General features: G+C 34.9%; 17 protein-coding genes and 1 riboswitch. Of the genes, 5 read left to right on the top strand and 12 right to left on the bottom strand.

Annotated elements, in window-relative coordinates:
• Window positions 1-133 precede the first annotated feature (133 nt).
• Entirely contained in the window at window positions 134-709 is a 576-nt protein-coding gene (locus G577_RS0101465; protein ID WP_028789624.1) for a CYTH domain-containing protein, read from the top strand.
• An 88-nt stretch (window positions 710-797) separates the two neighbouring features.
• On the opposite strand, the gene pepF is transcribed toward G577_RS0101465, so the two are convergent.
• The 8 genes from pepF to G577_RS0101425 form a co-directional block, all read right to left on the bottom strand.
• Window positions 798-2,615: an oligoendopeptidase F gene (gene pepF, locus G577_RS0101460; RefSeq protein ID WP_028789623.1), complete on the bottom strand. Its 1,818-nt coding sequence runs from the start codon at window positions 2,613-2,615 to the stop codon at window positions 798-800.
• Between the two features lie 91 nt (window positions 2,616-2,706).
• A complete protein-coding gene (locus G577_RS0101455) occupies window positions 2,707-3,675 on the bottom strand; it encodes a competence protein CoiA (RefSeq protein WP_028789622.1) in 969 nt (322 codons plus the stop codon).
• Between the two features lie 106 nt (window positions 3,676-3,781).
• Window positions 3,782-4,492, bottom strand: coding sequence for an adaptor protein MecA (locus tag G577_RS0101450; protein ID WP_028789621.1), 711 nt, complete (start codon window positions 4,490-4,492; stop codon window positions 3,782-3,784).
• 137 nt (window positions 4,493-4,629) lie between these two features.
• Window positions 4,630-5,028 (bottom strand): transcriptional regulator SpxA, encoded by a 399-nt coding sequence (gene spxA, locus G577_RS0101445; protein ID WP_028789620.1) that lies wholly within the window; start codon window positions 5,026-5,028, stop codon window positions 4,630-4,632.
• 172 nt (window positions 5,029-5,200) lie between these two features.
• The gene (locus tag G577_RS0101440; protein ID WP_028789619.1) at window positions 5,201-8,371 is read right to left on the bottom strand and encodes a DEAD/DEAH box helicase; all 3,171 of its coding nucleotides are present in this window, start codon (window positions 8,369-8,371) and stop codon (window positions 5,201-5,203) included.
• 16 nt (window positions 8,372-8,387) lie between these two features.
• Entirely contained in the window at window positions 8,388-11,501 is a 3,114-nt protein-coding gene (locus tag G577_RS0101435; RefSeq protein WP_028789618.1) for an AAA family ATPase, read from the bottom strand.
• Complete coding sequence (locus G577_RS0101430; protein ID WP_028789617.1) at window positions 11,491-12,627, bottom strand: exonuclease SbcCD subunit D; 1,137 nt, start codon at window positions 12,625-12,627, stop codon at window positions 11,491-11,493. The genes G577_RS0101435 and G577_RS0101430 overlap by 11 nt, the downstream gene beginning before the upstream one ends.
• A gap of 103 nt (window positions 12,628-12,730) precedes the next feature.
• Window positions 12,731-13,348 carry a lysophospholipid acyltransferase family protein gene (locus G577_RS0101425; RefSeq protein ID WP_028789616.1) on the bottom strand — a complete coding sequence of 206 codons (618 nt, stop codon included), beginning with the start codon at window positions 13,346-13,348 and terminating at the stop codon, window positions 12,731-12,733.
• 149 nt (window positions 13,349-13,497) lie between these two features.
• On the opposite strand from G577_RS0101425, the gene G577_RS0101420 reads away from it, so the two are divergent.
• The gene (locus G577_RS0101420; protein ID WP_028789615.1) at window positions 13,498-14,235 is read left to right on the top strand and encodes a tRNA1(Val) (adenine(37)-N6)-methyltransferase; all 738 of its coding nucleotides are present in this window, start codon (window positions 13,498-13,500) and stop codon (window positions 14,233-14,235) included.
• Window positions 14,225-14,512 carry a GIY-YIG nuclease family protein gene (locus G577_RS0101415; protein WP_028789614.1) on the top strand — a complete coding sequence of 96 codons (288 nt, stop codon included), beginning with the start codon at window positions 14,225-14,227 and terminating at the stop codon, window positions 14,510-14,512. Before G577_RS0101420 ends, G577_RS0101415 begins: the two co-directional genes overlap by 11 nt.
• Before the next feature lie 22 nt (window positions 14,513-14,534).
• Here G577_RS0101415 and crcB (G577_RS0101410) read toward each other — a convergent pair whose 3' ends face one another.
• The 3 genes from crcB (G577_RS0101410) to G577_RS0101400 all read right to left on the bottom strand — a co-directional run bounded on the left by crcB (G577_RS0101410) (window position 14,535) and on the right by G577_RS0101400 (window position 16,050).
• Window positions 14,535-14,897 carry a fluoride efflux transporter CrcB gene (crcB, locus tag G577_RS0101410; RefSeq protein WP_028789613.1) on the bottom strand — a complete coding sequence of 121 codons (363 nt, stop codon included), beginning with the start codon at window positions 14,895-14,897 and terminating at the stop codon, window positions 14,535-14,537.
• Window positions 14,887-15,285 carry a fluoride efflux transporter CrcB gene (crcB, locus tag G577_RS0101405; RefSeq protein ID WP_028789612.1) on the bottom strand — a complete coding sequence of 133 codons (399 nt, stop codon included), beginning with the start codon at window positions 15,283-15,285 and terminating at the stop codon, window positions 14,887-14,889. The genes crcB (G577_RS0101410) and crcB (G577_RS0101405) overlap by 11 nt, the downstream gene beginning before the upstream one ends.
• Window positions 15,286-15,353: 68 nt before the next feature.
• Window positions 15,354-15,415: riboswitch (Fluoride riboswitch) on the bottom strand.
• Window positions 15,416-15,459: 44 nt separating this feature from the next.
• On the bottom strand, window positions 15,460-16,050 hold the full coding sequence (locus G577_RS0101400) for a TetR/AcrR family transcriptional regulator (protein WP_028789611.1): 591 nt from the start codon (window positions 16,048-16,050) through the stop codon (window positions 15,460-15,462).
• Window positions 16,051-16,293: 243 nt separating this feature from the next.
• Here G577_RS0101400 and G577_RS0101395 point away from each other — a divergent pair, with 243 nt between their 5' ends.
• Entirely contained in the window at window positions 16,294-17,175 is an 882-nt protein-coding gene (locus G577_RS0101395; RefSeq protein ID WP_028789610.1) for an ABC transporter ATP-binding protein, read from the top strand.
• A 25-nt stretch (window positions 17,176-17,200) separates the two neighbouring features.
• Window positions 17,201-18,811, top strand: a complete 1,611-nt coding sequence (locus G577_RS0101390; protein WP_028789609.1) for an ABC transporter permease — start codon at window positions 17,201-17,203, stop codon at window positions 18,809-18,811.
• A gap of 439 nt (window positions 18,812-19,250) precedes the next feature.
• Here the strand turns inward: G577_RS0101390 and G577_RS0101385 are convergent, their stop codons facing one another.
• Complete coding sequence (locus G577_RS0101385) at window positions 19,251-20,054, bottom strand: AraC family transcriptional regulator (protein ID WP_028789608.1); 804 nt, start codon at window positions 20,052-20,054, stop codon at window positions 19,251-19,253.
• Window positions 20,055-20,141 lie beyond the last annotated feature (87 nt).

Here is a 20,141-nt window from a genome sequence, read left to right as displayed (position 1 = left end):
AGCAAATCTCCGTCTCTCATTCTATCATAATTATTAAAAAAGCTTTACCAACTTTTTTCGCTAAATTTTATTTTACAAAAAGATTGACGAATCCCAATATTTTTTGTACAAAGAAAAAAAGGAGCGAAATACTATGAGTGAACAAACTGAAATTGAATTTAAAACTTTGTTAACAAGAGACGATTATAATCGTCTTACTGAATATTATCAATTATCATCCGAAAGTTTCTATACACAAAAAAATTGCTACTTTGACACTCCAAATTACAAACTAGCTGCTAATCACTGTGGACTGCGTATCCGTGAGTTAACTACTTATGGCGAACTTACACTAAAAACACCTGAAAAAGTAGGACGCCTCGAAACTACTGACCCGTTAAGTTTAGCGCAAACAAAAAATTTAATTAAGCAGCAACAAATCTTAACAACAGGCAATGTAGTAGACAAGTTATGTGATCTCGACATTCTCCCCAGTGATTTAGGTTTATTTGCTGAATTAACAACAAAACGGGCAGAGTTCCCTATAGAAGAAGGGTTACTCGCACTCGATGAAAATTGGTATGAAAAAGAGCATGATTATGAGTTGGAATTAGAAGTGGAAAACTCTGATAAAGGAAAACAAAATTTCCAAAATCTCCTAACCAAGTTTAACCTATCTTATAAGCCAGCACAAAACAAAATCGTTCGTGCGACTCAAGCTAAAAAATAAAGTTTTATCATTAAACCCCCTCAAAGTTAGATTATTGGGTCTAACTTTGAGGGGGTGCATTTCAAATCGTTGGCTCTTTTTCAACTTATTATTTTTCTAATTCATCAACTAGCAACTCTAGTTCATTTAAACGTTCTTCAAAAACATGCATCGCATCTTCAATATAATCAGGTTTTGTCATATCCACGCCAGCTTTTTTCATCACTTCAATTGGATAATCACTATCCCCAGATTTTAGATAAGTTAAGTAACGATCCAAAGCAGCTGGATCTTTTGTTAATACCTTTTGGGCCAAAGCTGAAGCTGCCGAAAATCCAGTAGCATATTGGAAAACATAATAGTTATAATAAAAGTGAGGAATTCGCGACCATTCCATATGGATCTCTGGATCATCCTCCATCTCATCGCCATAGTAACGTTTATTTAACTCTCCGTAATTGTCATTCAAAAAATCACTTGTTAATGGTGTTCCCTTGGCATCTTCTGTATGCATAAAGTGTTCAAATTCTGCAAACTGCGTTTGGCGGAAAATAGTTCCTTTAAAACCATCCAAATAGTGGTTTAAAACATAAGCACGAACACGTGGATCGTTTTGAGTTTCTAGGAGATGTTCTGTTAAAATATTTTCATTTGTAGTAGACGCAATTTCTGCTAGAAAAATAGAGTAATCGCCATAAACATAAGGCTGATTATTCTGAGTAAAATAGCTATGCACACTATGTCCCATCTCGTGCACCAATGTAAATAAATGATCTAACGTATCGTGCCAGTTAAGCAAAATATACGGACTCGTATCATAAGTACCAGAAGAATAAGCTCCGCTGCGTTTCCCTTGATTTTCAACGACATCAATCCAACGTTCATCAAAAGCTTTTTTCACAACAGCTAAATATTCCTCACCTAATGGAGCCAAAGCTTCAAGAGCCTTATCTTTTGCTTGTTCAAAAGTAAAACTAATTGGCGCTTCACCTAAAAGTGGCGTGTATACATCATACATATGCAATTGATCCACTTGCAATAGACGTTTTCTTAACGCCATATATCGATGAAGTAAATTTAAATTCTTATTAACGACCTCTACTAACGTATCATAGACACTTTCAGGTATATGGTTACTTGAAAGTGCAGCTTCTCTAGCAGATTGGTAATGTCGAACTTTTGCATTATAATTATGCGTTTTAATGTGAGAATTTAATGTAGAAGCAAGCGTATTACCAAATTGTCCATATACACTATATAACCCCTTAAAAGCATTTTCGCGTACTGAACGATCCGTACTTTCCATCAATTGACCATAAATACCATGAGAAAGTTGGACTTTTTCGCCATTTGCATCTTCAATGACTGGAAAGACTAAATCCGCGTTATTTAGTATAGAAAACGTATTACTAGAAGCTCCAAAGATTTCCCCAGCGCCTGCCAATAAAGCCTCCTGTTCTTTAGGTAACACATGAGAACGATTAGAAATAATTTGTTCAACAAAATGTCGATAGATTTCCAAGCGTGGTTCATTATCAAAATATCCCCATATCGTTTCATCACTTAAAGATAATAACTCTGGTTCAAAAAAAGATAACTTTTCATCTGCTTGAGTGGCAAGCGCTCCAGCTCGAGCATTCAGTGCTTGATAAGTAGTATTGGACGTATCTTGGTCATTTTTTAAATGACTATAAACATAAACTGTTTCTAATTGTCGCGAAATATTTAATAAATATTCTAAAGCAGCTAAAAATGCTTCGGGCCCGTTTTCCAAGGTTCCTTTATAAGAATCAGCATATTTTAACTTTTCTTCTAACTCTTTAAACGCATTTTCAAATTCTTGATCATCTGAAAAAATTTTTGTTAAATCCCAAGTCAATTCTTCAGGAACTTCCTCACGTTTAGGTAATTTTTTTGTTTCTGACATCTGATCTTCTCCTTTACTATGCAGATAAGAAACACTCTTTCTGCAATTTATATTTCAAGTTTACCATAACTTTTTTTTCCTGCAAAAGCTTCTATTTCTTCCCTACTAACTTCTGGCATTCTAAATAAATGTCTTGTAGTATTTCTTTTTGTGATACTAAGGGATAAAGCCAAGGATGATTTAACGTTTTAATTCGATGGATCCATTCCAAAAATGACCGACTTTTTAAATAACAAAATCGCAGAAATAATAACTCATCTTCAAAGAAAAAATGATACCAACTAGGCTCATAGCACCAGTCAGGTAAGTCTTGAAATGTGGCTCCTAATAAATATAATTTTTCTTGTAGACGTATCGTACTTATCTGTTTTTGTCCTAACTTTTTGTAAATAAAAAAACGATACTGGCTTACATCCCATTCTAAAGATGGTTGTTGACTAGGTATGACCGTAAAAAGTTTATCTAGCGTTACACTATTAACAGGCCATTTTTTCACTTGATAAAAAAACCCCCATCGGTAATGCCAACGTATATGGTCTATTAGCCAAATTTCTTTTTTTATAGGCTTACTTAACCATAAGTAAAAGCCCCCTTGTCGATGATAATAGGTCCCTGCTTTTTGTAAGCTAGTAAGTCTGTTTCTAAGCACAAACTTTTCACCAAATAACCACCAGGGACAGTAACCATGTTTCAGATAATTTCGTGTTCGTTCCACAAATTTTTCGATTGGCAAAAACGAACATTGAACCTCGATAGCAATATGGTTATAAAGAATATCAGGCCGCTGATGTAATTTAGGCAAATAGGCTTCTAATTCCCCTGTTTGCGCCCATTGAAATAAAAAATCTTTACCTGCCAAATGTTCTGGAGTTTCCCCTTCACTAAAACTATCACACATTTTACGAGAAAAATGAGCAAAGTGTGAAAGTTTTACCTTTCCTTGCTTGTAAAATACAGGTTTATGACAGCTAGGGCAAAACAAATCAATCTTGTGCGACTCCTCTTGTCTAAATGTCCGAGCGTCGTATTTATCTCCTTTATTAGAATTTGCAATTAACATAACGATCTCCTCCTCTAAAAGAAGATACGTATTTTTTTGCAAAATCATTTTTTTTAACAAAAAAAGACGAAAAATTTTTTATTTTTCGTCTCATCCCACGCTTATTTTACAAAAAATAGCTTCGCGTCTTACTTAAAGCATCATGATCCATAATTAAATTTCCATGTTCTACAAGGTAATCAGGAGTCATAGAAACTTTTTTGGCAAACTCAGATAAATAGGCCAACTGATTGTCCACTTGGAAACTTCCAGCTGATTCTTCTGCAAAATCTACTTTCAGGTAATAAACTTGATTTAATAAATAAAGTCGACTCTTTGCCTGTTCTAAATAAATTTCCGAAGACAATTGAATCATATCTTCAAACGTTCCAACTTCAAAAACAAAGGAATCCTTAGAATCTTCTATTTCAGCTTCTTCTACTTGAGTTTTTTCTGGAAATTGATTTTTAAACCAATCCATGATTTCCTCTTGCGAATAGCCTTCGTAAGCATCTGGATCTTCCTGTTTTAACCATTCTGTTATTTCTTCAGGAGAGTAATAATCACCATATGCTTCATAAGGATCAACATTATCCAGTGACACATTCTTGCTAATAAACAATTCCAAACCGTCACCTTTAGGCAACACTTGAAAAGTTACAGCATCGCTTCCTTTGAATTCTTCTTCAACGTCAACCTCTTCCAAAATACTGTAAAAGAACTTTTCTATTTCTTTACGATTTCCAAGTAGGTCTAAAAAAGTGATTCCTCTGGCAGCTAAATCTTCATTTTTAATCAATACGCGAATCGTATTTTCATTAATATGTTCCATCTCCATATTAGCTACACCTCACTTACTTTCATACTCTAAGTTCATTGTAACGGAAGTGTTTAAAATGTAAAGGAAAAAACTTCAAAATCAATCTTTCTTCATTATTCTTTGTAAAAAACGTTGAGGAAATCTCCTCAACGTTTTTATAAACCTGCCATCATTTGTGCATTGCGTAGCTCTACTTGACGAACATCTCTAGGCAAAAAGCGTCGAATTTCGTCTTCATTAAAACCAACTTGTAATCTTTTATCATCAATCATAATAGGGCGGCGCAATAAACCAGGATTTTCTTGAACTAACTTTAAAAGTTCATTAAGCGGAAGATCATCTAAATCTACGTTTAACTTTTGAAAGACTTTCGAACGCGTCGAGATAATTTCTTCCGTTCCGTTTTCGGTCATTTGTAAAATATTGGTTAATTCATCACTAGTTAATGGTTCAGAAAAAATATTACGTTCTACAAAAGGAATTTCGTGTTCTTGTAACCAAGCTCTAGCTTTTCTACAAGATGTACAACTTGGGGAAGTATATAATGTTAACAATGTGCATCACTCCTTTGTGATAATAAACCAAAACCACTTTGTTATACTACTATCCTATTATCTCATATTTTTCTTATAATTACTAGTGAATTTATCTATCTCCTAAAAATTTATTGTTATTAAACTGAAAAGTTTCTTCTATTGATTCAATAGTAAAACAAAACCTATTTCATCAGCTTTCTCCAATACTTAAAATAGAACGAATATCAGCTTCTGTCATTTGCTGTAGTTGAGTTTCATTTCCTTCGATCACATTTTTAAAGAGCTCTTTTTTCTCTTGTTGCAAATAATTCATTCGCTCTTCAATCGTTCCTTCAGCAATCATTCGCCAAATTTCCACATTTTTTTCTTGCCCAATACGATGAGCACGTCCAGCCGCTTGTTCTTCCACTGCCGGATTCCACCATAGATCATATAAAATCACTGTATCTGCGCCAGTTAAATTCAATCCTGTACCACCTGCTTTTAAGGAAATTAAAAATACATCACGTTCTCCAGCATTGAACGCATCAACCATTTCAATACGATCTTGTGGGGGAGTACTCCCTCTTAAATAAAATGTTTCGATACCTAATTCATCTAACTCTTCTTCAATAATAGACAACATACTCGTAAATTGGGAAAACAGTAAAATACGACGGTTGTTTTCTTTAGCTGCTTGTATTAAATCTTTTACTTGTTCTAATTTACCAGATCGTCCTTGATAGTCTTCAAGAAACAACCTAGGATCACAACAAATTTGCCGTAAACGAGTTAAGCCAGCTAAGATACTCATACGATTTTTCTTAAATTCTGCTTCGTCCATGGCAGAAACTTCCTCACGCATTTGTTCAAGATAAGCCAGATATACTTTTTTCTGTCGGTCAGTCAAAGCACTATAATAATTTGTCTCTAGTTTTTCCGGTAAATCTTGTAGTACAGTTTGTTTATCTCTTCTTAAAATAAACGGACGTATCATCGAAGCAATTTTATCCTGAGACAAATTACGGTATAATTGCTTGTTTGGGAAAAACCCTGGCATAATCATTTGAAATAAAGACCATAATTCATCTAAATTATTTTCAATTGGTGTACCACTTAAAGCAAAACGGTGCTCGATCTTCAAAGAACGTAAAGCTTGTGCCGTTTTTGTCGCACTATTTTTTACCATTTGGGCTTCATCTAAAATCAAATAGTTTATGTCTAACTGACGATAATCATCAATGTCTTGTCGCAAGCTGGCGTAAGAAGTAATCCAAATGTCTACATCTTGTTTTAAAGAATTCTCACGGGTATTTTTGTTTCCTGAAACAACAATGGAATCCAATGAAGGAGCAAAGCGTTTAATTTCTTGTTGCCAATTAAATGTTAAACTAGCCGGCGCTACGATAACTGCCTGAACTCCTCCTTTTTCTTGTTTTTCAGAAAGTAAGAAACTAATTGTTTGCAATGTTTTTCCTAAACCCATTTCATCAGCTAAAACACCACCAAATTGATAATAACTCAACATTTTCAACCAACGAAAACCTACAACTTGGTAGTCACGTAATTGTGCATGGATACCTTCAGGTACTTGTGCAGAGAAGTTTTCGGGGTGTGTAAGATCATATGTCATCTCCTGAAAGCCTTCACTAAAGTGTGCTTGACCAGCTAGTTGATCTTGGACCTGTAGCCCTTGATTTAGAGGAACTTTCATTACACCTTCATTAGCAGAATGGATAGAATCTCGCAATTGCGATAAAACTTTACTAGTTTCTTGGAATTCTTCTGAATCAAGAGAAAGTACTTGCCCATTTTCTAGTGTATGATAATTATCATTTTTCATTAGACTTTGTAAAACATCATCTACTTCATTTTGCTTGATCCCAGTAATATCAAATGAAACATCTAGCCATGAACCAGATTCACTAACGTTAATATGGGGCTTATGTTGTTGTCCATCTAGATATAGCTCTCGTAACTTTTTACCTAGATAAATTTCTCCAAGTTGTCGCATATAATACAATTCTTGATTAAAGAAGCGATACAACTCTTCCCCCTTAGGAATAGGTTTATTCCAACCTCTCTCCGTTTGTTTAAAACCTAATTGTTCGACAACTGCTTGAGCTTGTCTTTCCCGTTCGTAATCTCGCAACACCTCTGGATGAACATCTGGAATTTTTTGATGCGCAGGATCACTTGAAAAAGTAATATTTCCATAAACATGATCGATTCTTAATTCAATCATTCCTTTACGTTTTTTTAAATAAAATCGCAAAAACAACGGTTCATTACTAATGTATTGATAAACTTGCTGATCAACTTGTACTTCTCCGATTTTTTCCAACAGCGGTAGAACTTGCTTAAATAAGACCGACAATTCTGCTTGAGGGTAAGTAATAACAGGTTTTTCCAAACGCTTCAACAGTTGTTTCATGGTTAAGTATATATCCATTTGTTCTGCAGAAAGTTCAACAATTTGACCTGAAAACAAGGCCCAACCATAGTATTGATACACTTTATCAAAATCATAATGAATAGATAAATCAAACCCATCTGTTCCTTTAGACACTTGAAAAGACAACATACGATTTTTTTCAGAAAATGTAAGCTCATGTAACTTATGATCGCCATACTGAAATACAAAGGGGAAATCAGCCATCTTCTGGATAAACTCTTTGGCATACTCTACAGGTAACAGCAAATACTTCTTATCCATTTTTCCATCAATTGAAACGCCAGTTCGTCCTAGAAGCTCTTGAGTTTGAGCTAAACCAGCTAATCGCTGCAATAGTTCATTTTCTTCTTGAGTAAAAGCCTTATGGTTTAAATAGAAACTATTTCGTTTATTTGCAGCATATACTTTTTCTGTTTGATAAACTTGTAAAAATTTATAAATATTTTTAACCATATAGCTACGGCCATGTTGTTGCCCGATTTTCAAAGAAATACCTAATATATCCAATTCATCGCGATAAGGATTTGTCGCAATACTATCTAGCTGGCATTCAATTTGTAAAGGAACTTGCGAACGATCCTGTTTATTTGTTAAGTAATGTAACCCATTGGAAAACATTTGAGAAGCTGAAAAACTCTCGCTTTTAGGAACCGTGGACGCAGTAATTTTTCGTGATTGTCCTTGATTACGCAAATACAACTCAACAGCCACAGTATGCTTGCAAAATCCATGTTCTTCCCAATAAAGGCACTGACAGTAATCTTCTTCTTTAGCTGTCGCATCTAAATCCACACGATATAATTCGCTGCCTAAAACTTCTCCATGCCAAACCTGATTGTCTGGATCTGGTGTAACAGAAAGCACACGCCCATCGTTTAAATAACTTCTTCCCTTCTCAATAATACGTTCAGGTATACTCCATTTCATTGATTTCTGCCCTCCTTTATTCATTCAAGCTGGTGCTAATATAGCTTTGGCCTGCACCATTTGATTTGACGATCATTTGTTGTGTGATACGGCTTTTGAGTTCACCTACATGACTGATAATACCTATCATCCTTCCTTCATCTTCTACCATTTCTAAAGCTTCAATTGCCATTTCCAAAGCGTCTTCGTCCAATGAACCGAACCCCTCATCGATAAACAATGTTTCGATGATCACCCCACCAGTATGGCTTTGGATCACATCTCCTAGAGATAAAGCCAAAGCTAGTGCTGCAATAAAGCTTTCACCTCCGGATAATGTTTGAGCGCGACGGCTGGTTCCTGCGTGATCGTCATATATACTAATTTCTAACCCCGTCGATTTTTTATAGCTTCCTTTTTCTTCCGAAAGAAGAAATTGATAGCGTCCTTGTGTTAATCGGTTCAAACGTACATTCGCTGTTTCTAAAATTTCAGCAAAAAAAGTCTGTAAAACATAACGTTCGATTCCCATTCTCTCTAGGTTATCACCATTCATTGTTTCTGCCAACTGTTTCATCTGACTCATTTCTTCCATCTTTGTTTGGTTGGCTTCATACAGTTGTTGAAAGTCCTGCAATGTTTTTTGATTCGAACGCCATACTTCTTGTTTTTGTATAAGTGAAGTTTGCATAGCTTCCAGCTTTTCTTCTGCTAATTGACTTTTTTCTTGCAAATCTTCAAGGTCAGGTGCCTTTGTTTGTTTAAAATCAGTTAATTCAGACAAACGTTGTTGCGTATACTTATACTCACTTTGATATTGCTCAATAATTTCTTGCAAATTTTCCAATTGATTGAGTTCTGGCAACATTTCTCGCATTTTATTTTCAGTGAAATCAAATGAGCTATCACTAATCGCTTGCGTTATTTTTTGCTTAGTCTCAGACAATTTTCTTTGCAAATGTTGATATTGCTGTTGCTGTTGTTCATTTCGTTCTTTTAATCTTGCACTTTCTCGTTGAAGCTGTTCTTCTTGCTGCTTGTAATAGACGATTTTTTCTTTAATATTGGCTAATCTTTCTTCTAATTGGCTTTTTTGTTTTAATAATTCCTTATGATCCTTCTGGTCCAGTTGCTCTTGTAAAGCAGTTTGCGTCGCTGATATCTTGACCTTCTCTTCTTGAGCTTTTTGCAATTGCTTTTGTCGCTGAGACAAAGTTTCATTCAAATCTTCCGTTTCTTTTTTTACAGCTATCTGCTTTTTTTCTGCCGTAGTTATTGTTTCTTTCTTTTTTTCTAAGCTTTCTTGCAATTGTTGTAAATAAGTGTCAGGATTTATTTCTATTATAGAAATCGCCAAGGTAGTTTCACATTCGTTGCTCAAAACTTGAAAATTTTCCTGTGCTTTTTTCTTTTTCTCATAAAGAGCTTCTTGCTCTTTTTTATTACTTTCCAGCGTAGCAGCCACTTTTTGTTTCTGTTCTAGCACTTGAGTATAATCTTCTTCACTTTGTGCAAGCTTTTCCTCATTTTGCGTGATCTCAGCTAAAGTATAGGTTTGTTGTGCAGAGGCTTCTTTATTATGATGGTACGAACCACAAACCGGACAAGGCTCGCCGTCTTTTAGATACAGCTGTAAACGTGCAATCTGCATTTTAGCATTATCGCTACGTGCAGTATCTAGTATCTCTTTACTTATTTCTACCTTTTTTTGATAGCTTTGCAATTGTTGGGTAAGATCTTCGTTTTTTTCTTGACCCTTTTGATAAGCTAAAGTTTGTTCTTTCTGTTCATTTTGAGCTTTTTCAAATCGACTAACAAGTTCTTCGGCACGATAGAGTTGAACTTCTTCTGCTTGAATGTCTGCTTTTTGTTGTATCTGATAGGCTAAAGACTGTTCTAAATCCTGATTTTTTTCCAATTGTTCATTGGTTCCTTCTATTTCTTCTTTTTGTTGCTGGATTTTTCTATCAAGCTGTTCTTTTTCTTTTATTAGTCCATTGACTTTTTGAATAATCGGTAATTGTTCATTAATTCGTTGTAGTGCATATTGATTTTCTCGTTCTTGTTCTTGCCAATGTTCGTATTCTTTTTCTTGTTCTATCAGTTTTTCATAGCTCTTTTGATTTTTATCTTGAGCATCTGCAATTTCTTTTAATGAGTTTTCTAATTCTTTAAGCTCTTGACGATAATCGTCTTGTTGTACGAGCAATCCCTTTTGGTCGTTCAACCAAGAAAGTTGGGCAACATATCGCTTTTTACGGTTCATTTCTGGCTCGTTTTCTTTTAGTTTCTCTTCTTGTTGAATTAATTTGTTATACTCATTTAAAGCATTAGCGATTTCTTTTCCATCATAGAAGGCCTTTTCTGCTTCTTTTTTGACTTGTTTTTGTTGTGCAAGACTTTCCTTTTGTTCAGCGATGGCTTTTTCTAATTGACTCATTTCATTTTTCCATTGTGTTATCGTCTCTTGGTAAGAAGGCGGTACTTGTTCTAAACCTTCAAATTGTTGTTGAAGGTTTTCTAGTTGATCTGTTTGTTTAGCTAGTTCATTTCCTATAGATTTTTGCTGCGCCGAAAGCCATTCATTTAGTCGTTGATAAAGTTGAGTGCCAAATAAATTGCGTAAAAGCTTTTCCTTATCACTACTCGATGCCACTAGAAAATTACGAAATTTTCCTTGTGGTAATAACACAATTTGAAAAAATTGTTTAGCATTCACGTTTAATAGCTCAGTAATAAATTGATCCACTTCATTCTTTTTTGTGTATTGAGATTGCAAGGTACCAGAAGCATCAAAAATGGATAATTGTACTTTGGCAGAACGGTTCGTACTCCCTTTTCCCCTCTTTTTTTCTAACACTTGTTCAGGGGATCGACTCACTTCATAAGTCATTGACTGATGAGCGAAACTAAAACTCACTTCTGTTTGTTCTTGTGCAGGCGCAAAAGTAGATCGCATTTCCTTTCCTGTCCGTAAACGGCCTGAAGTTTCTCCAAATAAAGCAAAAGTCATCCCATCAAATATGGTCGTTTTTCCTGCACCTGTTTTGCCAGAAATCAAAAACAGGCCACTAGTTTGCAGATCACTAAAATCAACGGCTTCATTAAGAAATGGGCCAAAATTCTTTAAAGTTAATTTTTTAGGTTGCATCTTGGTTCCTCTTTTCTGTATCCGTAGCTTGTTGCAGGCCTTCTTCTAGCCAAAGGCGTTGTTTTTCAGTTAATGTATCTCCCGTAATTTCTTCAAAAAAAGACGTTAACATATGATAAGGTGCTTTTTTACGTTCTTTTATTTGACTTATTTGATTTTCTTTTTGTCGTCCGTTGATTCGCTCAACGCCTAATATATTAGGATAAATGGTACGTAATTGCGCCATCATGTTGGTAATAACACTACGGTCAGTTAGTTGGAAATACCAAAAGCAACTGCGATCAAGTTGTTGATAAAATACAGGATTCGTTAATTCCTCAAAGGAAGCTTCTAAGGTACGAACGTCCCGTTTAGGATGCAACTCATGAAATTCTGGCTGCATCGTTTGGCTGTCTACAATCCAGACACCTTTTTGGTCATCTTTTTCAGACAATGAAAACTTTAACGGCGAGCCGCTATAAAGAGCATTTTCTTTTTTAAGAGCGTTTTTTGAATGTAAATGGCCTAAAGCGATATAATCAAATCCTTGGATTAAATGATAGGAAATCCCATCAAGCCCACCAACTTCCACTGTAGTCTCAGAATCACAACGACTGCTCCCATCAATAAAAAAGTGAGTGACAAGCACATGTTTTTTATTAGGATCAAACAAATCGTACATTTTCGTAATAATTTTTTTCATCGCTTCTTGCAACGTTAATTTTTCTTCTTCAAAATAAATACGGGCCGCGATAGGCTCAAAATAGGGTAACAAAAAAAACTGAGTGTCTCCTATTTCAATAGGAGCAAAAGATTGCTGCAAATCAGTATATAAATGAAAATTTGTTTGTTCATACCACGGCATACCTGTGCTTAAACGCACGTCTGAATCATGATTACCTGAAATAACCAAAAGTGGCAGCTTTTCTTCTAAATTCATTTTAATAAATGACTGATTGAGCAGTTGACAAGCCTCTACACTCGGAAGACTACGATCATATAAGTCCCCTGCAATAACAATAGCGTCCACTTGTTGGTCGATTGCAATCGTTAAAATTTGTTCAATGATGTCCTTTTGATCGGCTAACAAGTCATAGCCGTAAAGTTTTTTTCCTATATGCCAATCTCCTGTATGTAAAAACCGCACTTTTTTCATCTCCTAAAAAGGTCTTTCCCATTATTATATCACTTTTTATGCTCATCTAAAGTCAAAAAAGTACAGCACCTATTTACAAGCGCTGTACTTACCCTTATTTTGCTTCATAATGAAAGTTAGGATCAATTTCTTCATCTAGTTGATCAAAAGACGACTGCAAACGCTGCTCTACAACTTGCATCCCCGCTTCATCGGCCTTTTTAATATCACTAAGATCAATAGGCTCGCCAAAACGAACGGTAACACGTTTTCGTTTAAATAGATCTTTTAATCGCAAAGGTCCTTGATAAACGCAAGGAACAATTCGTACTTTGGCCATACGACCAATCACTACCATGCCACCCTTTAATTCGGTCGAATGTCTAGTACCACTAGGAAACATCAACAAGCTTAAATCTGTTTCGCGTAATAATTTTACTGGAGTTTTAATTGTACTAGGCCCCGGGTTTTCTCTTTTAACCGCAAATGCATTCGCATGGACCAAGATAAAACGCAAAATAGGGTTTTTAAACAGTTCTTCTTTAGCCATAAAAGCAAACTTCTTAGGCCCAGCAGCGATTGCCAAGTAGAGGGGTTCCCACCATGTTCGATGTGGAGCGGCCAAAATATAATTTTCATTCTGGGGCAATACCTCTTTATTTTCATAACGAGCTCTTCCATTCACTAAAAATAAGAGCCCTTTAACTAAGCCACGCATAAATAAATAAAACATAATCTCTTCCCTTTGGTATAATCTTTTATTCCCAAAATTAGTATGCAAGAAAAACGTCAATTTGACAAGTTTTTTATTTATACTCCATTTTAATTTTTAAGAAAAAAAGGTATAATGCATGGGAATATAAAAAAGGAGATTGCTGCCAGATGTGGTTAAAAGAAGATGAACGTATCGATCAACTTTACGCGAATAATATTAAAATTATCCAAAGTACAAATGTCTTTTCTTTTTCATTAGATGCCGTATTATTAGCTAATTTCCCCCTTATTCCCAAAAAAGGAACAATTGTTGATCTGTGTGCTGGTAATGGTGCTGTAGGATTATTTATTGCTAAAAAGACTCGAGGGACTATCTATCAAATTGAAATTCAAAAAAAGTTAGCTGATATGGCTCAACGTAGCATCCAGCTAAATCATTTGGAAAATCAGGTCGAAGTTTTCCCCATCGATTTAAAAGATAGTTTATCCAAAATTCCAAGTGACTCATGTGATTTGGTACTATGTAACCCCCCATATTTCAAAAATCTACCTACAAACCATAAAAATCCTAACCCATTTTATGCCACAGCGCGCCATGAAATCTATACAGACTTAGACCAAGTTTTATCCACTTCTTCCAAACTACTAAAAATGAACGGGCATTTTGCCATGGTTCATCGTCCCGAACGTTTTTTGGAAATTATCGAGTTAATGAAAAAAAACCGATTGGCTCCTAAACGTGTGCAATTTGTCTATCCTAAAGCCGAAAAAGAAGCTAACATTTTATTAATTGAAGGGATAAAGGATGGAAAAACAGACGGTTTTAAAGTCCTTCCTCCTATGTTCACTTATGATGCTTATGGAAATTATTCTTTAGAAACAAGTAGGCTGCTTTATGGAAAATAAAAAACATTGTTTTTACGTATTACTTTGTAAAGACCGTAGTTTTTACGGTGGATACACAACTGATCTTTCTCGCAGATTAAAAGAACATAATCAAGGGATTGGCGCCAAATATACCCAACCAAAAAGCCGAAGACCTCTTAAAATGATTCATGCAGAAGTTTTTGAAACAAGAAGCCAAGCCACAAAAGCAGAGGCTTTTTTCAAAAGCTTATCACGTATCGAAAAAGAAAACTATTTACAATTACATCAAAGGGAAAATATCTGGCACAAATGCTAAAACTAGCATAAGTGTCAGTTTTTTAAATGAGATTCCCACAAATAATCCCAACAAAAGACGCGAAAATTCCAAAAGTATAGGAAGCTCCTGTGTAGAAAAAAAAGTGCTTAAAATTTTTCATTCGTAATAACTCTATACTTTCTATATTAAAAGTAGAAAAGGTGGTAAAAGCCCCCATAAAACCAGTTCCTATCAAAAGAGAAAATCCAGACTCAAGACTTAATCCAGTAACTAAACCAAGAAAAAAGCAACCTACGCTATTTATTATAAAAGTAGCCAACGGAAACGCATGTCTCCATCCTTTTTTGATCCAATTTGTCGAAAGAACACGCGCAAGTACCCCAAATACGGCACCAATAGAAACTAACAGAAAATTAACGACCATCTTTTTTCCCCCGTTTTCTTCGAACAATCAAGCTTTTACTCACTTTATAACCCAGCGCACTGGCTATTAATCCACCAAATAGACTAGCAAGTATATATCCTAAAGCGCTCAAGTAGTTTCCATCTTGAATTAAACTCGTAGACTCTAAAGCAAATGTTGAAAAAGTAGTAAAAGAACCAATTATTCCGGTACCTATCGCTGAAGCAACAATAGCCGGGATAGAAGAAAATTGAGTAAAAAAATAAGTAATAAAAGCAAGCAAAAAACAACCTAATAAATTAACTATTAAAGTAGCCAAGGGGAACTGTTCTACACTAATGAATAACCCTAAAGCATATCTTGATGTTGCCCCAATCATCCCAAATATCACAAGTAAACAATAGTACATAAAAAACCTCCAACAAAAAAGCCTATTATAGATAACTATTGATCTAGCAATCGCTAAATAAACAGTTACTTATAATAGGCACCATTAACCACTTCTGGTAATTATAGGGAGTACCATCCCTTTTTTAGATACTAGCATGTTTATCATTTAACTTCAATATAAAGCCCATTATTCTTATGGGGCAACACCTTTAATTAATATTTCCGTCCATTCAGCTGTATAAGGCTTCATCCTTTCGTATACATATGGTTTTGATAGTCCTTCAATCAATGTTTGGAAAAAATTAATTAAAAATTCATCAGAGTATTTCAAAGCGACTTTGCCTTCTTTTCGGCCGCGATGAAATAGATCAAGCATCATATTCTGGTTTTCTTTAGTAAACTGTTGCATTAAAAGAGATAGTTCATTATCATTTTTTTCAGTTATATAGTTCATTAATTCCAAGTAAAACTGTTGGGTGATTTTATTTAAATAATTTATCTTATTTTGACTCAGTGCAATCAATGTTTCCTCAAAAGGGCGGTCGTCATAGACAATTTCCCTTGCATCTTCGATTAGTTGTTCTATATAAGACTGAAATACCTTGCGAATAAGATTTTCCTTACTATCAAAATACTTAAAAATCGTCGTTTTTCCTACATGTGCTTCCTTAGCTATTTTCTCCATGGTTATATTTTCTTGGCTTGCATTTGTATTCAATAAGTTAAAAGTTGCTTCAAGAATTTGCTTCTCTTTTTCTTCTCTTCGTTTTTCAAAACCATTCAAACGAGTCCCCACTCTCTTTTTGTTATTTTCTTCTATTTTATACGCAAAATCACAAACTAGCAACCCTATTATTAACCATCATTATTGACTATTCAATTGAAATATAATATTATAAAACCAAATAAGTTTATATAGTTTATTTTTAGCCTTTAAATCTTATTTTAAAAACTAATTCAAACTATTCAGTTTTAATATATTGTTAGATTTTAGTTGTATCTTGATTGACTAAAGGAGAGATAAAAAATGGAAGAAATCATTAAGACGAATCAACTACAAAAAAAGTTCGGAAAGTTTCAAGCATTAACTGATGTTACTTTTTCAGTAAAAGCTGGTGAAGTCACTGGTTTCATTGGACCAAATGGGGCAGGTAAGTCAACAACTATTCGTATTTTACTAGGTATTATCAAACGTTCTGCTGGGCAAGCAAAAATCTTCGGAAAAGATGTATGGAAGGACAGTCTCGACATACACAAACGGATTTCATATGTTCCTGGCGACGTATCACTTTGGGGAAACCTTAGTGGCGGTGAAATTATTGATCTATTTATGAAGCTTCATGGTAGTGGAAACAAACAAAAGCGAGAGGCATTAGTGAAACGTTTTGAATTAGACCCAAAGAAAAAAGCTAAAAATTACTCTAAAGGGAACCGTCAAAAAGTTGGCTTAATTGCGGCTTTGTCTGTCGATTCAGATTTATATATTTTTGATGAACCAACTTCGGGGCTAGATCCACTAATGGGAGCTATTTTCCAAGAAGAAGTTCAAAAAATCAAAGATGCAGGAAAGACTATTCTTCTTTCTTCCCATAGTTTAAATGAAGTAGAACATTTAGCAGATAAAATTGCTATTATTCGTCAAGGTGAAATTGTGGAATCAGGGTCGCTTGATGAATTACGTCATTTAACACGTCCTACTGTAACTTTAGTGACTGAAAAAGACGTAGCCAAAATGTCCGAAGTAATTGGGATTCATAACTTCCAACAAACAGATAATCAAGCCGTATTTTCTGTAGAAAATAAATATCTTGATGAAGTTTTGTTAGAAGCAAGTAAGTTAGGCGTAAAAAAATTTGAAGCTGTCCCCCCTACGCTTGAAGATTTATTTATGCGCCATTACAAAGGATAAACATTGAAAGAAGGGAAAAAATACTATGCAAGAAAGATTTAATAAAACGCTAACCTTGCTCTTCCAATATTTCAAAAGAGACTGGCTCAAAATCATTCTTTGGATACTAGGTATTGGTCTGTTCTCAGCTGGATTTGGCCCAGCTTTTGAAGAGATAGCAAAAGGACAAGGATTACAGGGAATGTATGAAACGATGCAAAATCCTGCCATGGTAGCTATGGTAGGACCCACTCCGATTGAATCCGCAACAGATTATACAATAGGAGCGATGTATGCTAATGAAATGTTACTATTTTGTAGTTTATTTTCCTTGATAATTGCTGCTTTGCATGTAACAAGCCATACTCGTAAAGAAGAGGATCTTGGATTAACTGAGCTTGTACGTTCATTTCAAGTTGGACGACAAGCGAATTCTTTTGCAACTATGATAGAAACAATAATTATTAATGTTTTATTAGCTATTTTTATTAGCGGTATCATGATCAGCTTTGATATCAATACAATTTCTGCTGAAGGTGCTTTATTGTTTAGTGCTACTATAGCTATGGCAGGGATCACTGGCGCAACAATCGCTCTGATTTTAGCACAAATCATGCCAAATTCTTCTGGAGCAACAGGTGCCTCTCTAGGAATCATTGGTTTTTTATATATTATACGTGCAGGGACTGACGTTTCAAATGTCGACCTTTCTTTGTTCAATCCCTTAGGGTGGACTTATTTAACTTATCCTTTTACTGAAAATAATTGGGTTATTCTTATTTTCGCTGTTATCTTTAGTGTAGTTGCTGCCATTATAGCTTTTTCACTTGAAGGAAAACGTGACATGGATAGAGGTTATTTACCCGAAAGAGAAGGACAAGGAAACGCTAAACAATCTTTATTATCTGTTCCAAGTTTATTTATAAAAATTAACAAAGGTATGATTATTGCATGGTTGATAGCTTTTATTATTATGGGAGCTGCCTATGGGTCTATTTATGGAGATATGGCTACTTTTATAGAAAGTAATGAACTGTTACAGCAAATGTTTACTGCTTCTGATATTTCTATCGAAGAGTCATTTACCAGCACAATTATGCTCGTCATGATTTTTTTAGTCGCCATTTTGCCTATCAATATTGTAAACAAGCTCTTTGTAGAAGAAAGTCGCCAACATTTAAGTCAACTTTTCACTACAAAAGTATCTCGCGGACAATTTTATTGGACGACTGTAATATTAGCTGTTTTTTGTGGGATCCTTGGCATTTTATTCGCTGCAGGTAGTTTAGGTAGTACAGCCATCTATTCGATAGATAATCATTCAATGGACCTTATGGATTTTCTGACTTCTGGCTATAACTTTTTACCATCTGTCCTCTTTTATACGGGACTTGCAAGTTTAACTTTAGGTTGGGTACCAAGATTGGGAAAGTTTGTTTATATCTACCTAGGATATTCTTTTGTTCTTGGCTATTTTGACAACATTTTAGACTTACCAGAGTGGTTTTTTAATACTGCTGTCGAAAACTGGCTTGCTCATATGCCGATGGATAGCTTTGAACCCGTTGCTTTCTTTGCCATCACAGGAATCAGTATAGCACTTATACTCCTCGGTTATTTAGGTTATAAACGGCGCGATATGGTTGAAGGTGCTTAAAGTGATTAAAAATAAAAAGCTGCGTTACAAGCTAACTTTTGAAAAAGATAGCTTGTACGCAGTTTTTTTACAATTCTATCTTGATTACTGCTTTGTCCCCATGGATATTATCTAACAGCGGAATGTTAGAAGGACAGAGACTGACCGCTACATTGTAGTATAAATGACATGAATTCAAATAAAAAGGTAAGGATAACTAATACCTTGAAATAGCAATTCAAAATACTCGAGAATATGGCTATGAGAACTTCAAAAACTATTTTATAAACAAGATAAAACTAAATATTTATTCACAAAAAGCTCTCAGCAAAGTAATTCAGAACCGCTTGTGATCCTTTGCTAAGAGCAGGTCTATTAATACAAAGAGCTCCAATTGATTAATAAGCAAAAAAGAAGTCACAAAGCCTCCTACAAATTACTTCTTTTTCTTAACAGGGACCTAAATTTCTGTTTTTGTATCATTAATTCCCTTAATTATTTCTGGAGCTTGGGCAAAAAGGTATCCCGATGTAGGAAACCATTCGGTATAAACCCTTTCCCATGTCTTTAATAACGTTTCTGGCATTTCCCCTATTGCTTCAAACACTGCCCATGTATGAGAAGAAATCTGTAACTGTTCAAATCCTTCAGGATACGATTCCATAGTCGTTGTAGCAATATAGTAATCGATATCCCCATTCTCTTTAGCAAAAGAAACGTGTAGTATTTCTGGAAGTGAAGCATTACTATACAACTTCAAGTTTTCTTCGATGTTTTCAAGTTGTTCCCACATCTTTGGGTTAAACCCTGCCTCATTAGTGGTCACCGTTTCTTTTTTTCCTACAATAGTAAAAGCTTCATTCTCAACAAATCTGTAGTTCATCTCTACATCTCCTTTAATTGTAATCTGAAAGGACATCCGCGGAAAAGCTTTTAATGAAACGTTAGAATTTTTAGCTAAACTTGGAGTTACTTCATGTAATACTTGAAAAGCCCTGGAAAAAGAATCGGGGGAATGGTAACCGTACTTAATAGCTACATCAATCACTCGCATATTCGTTTCTTTTAAATCAAAACCAGCTAAAGTCAACCGTCTTCTACGAATATATTCTGCCAAAGATATACCAGCTATAAACGAAAACATTCGCTTAAAATGATGCTCGGAAAAACAAGCGATTTTGGCAATTTCCTGATATTCGATTTCTTCCTCCAAATGATTCTCAACATAGTCTATGGCCGCGTTCATATTTTCAAGCAAATCCATCCGAACAGCCTCCTTTCTTTTAAAGGATAGCAAGATAACCAATTCATCATCCGATAAAATCTGTTCAATTTTGTAGGAAAGAGATCA

Origin of the sequence: Tetragenococcus muriaticus DSM 15685 (assembly GCF_000423785.1) — a bacterium.
Classification (GTDB): domain Bacteria; phylum Bacillota; class Bacilli; order Lactobacillales; family Enterococcaceae; genus Tetragenococcus; species Tetragenococcus muriaticus.
The sequence above is the reverse complement of the archived record's forward strand: the minus strand, read 5'-3'. Positions and strand labels throughout refer to the sequence as shown.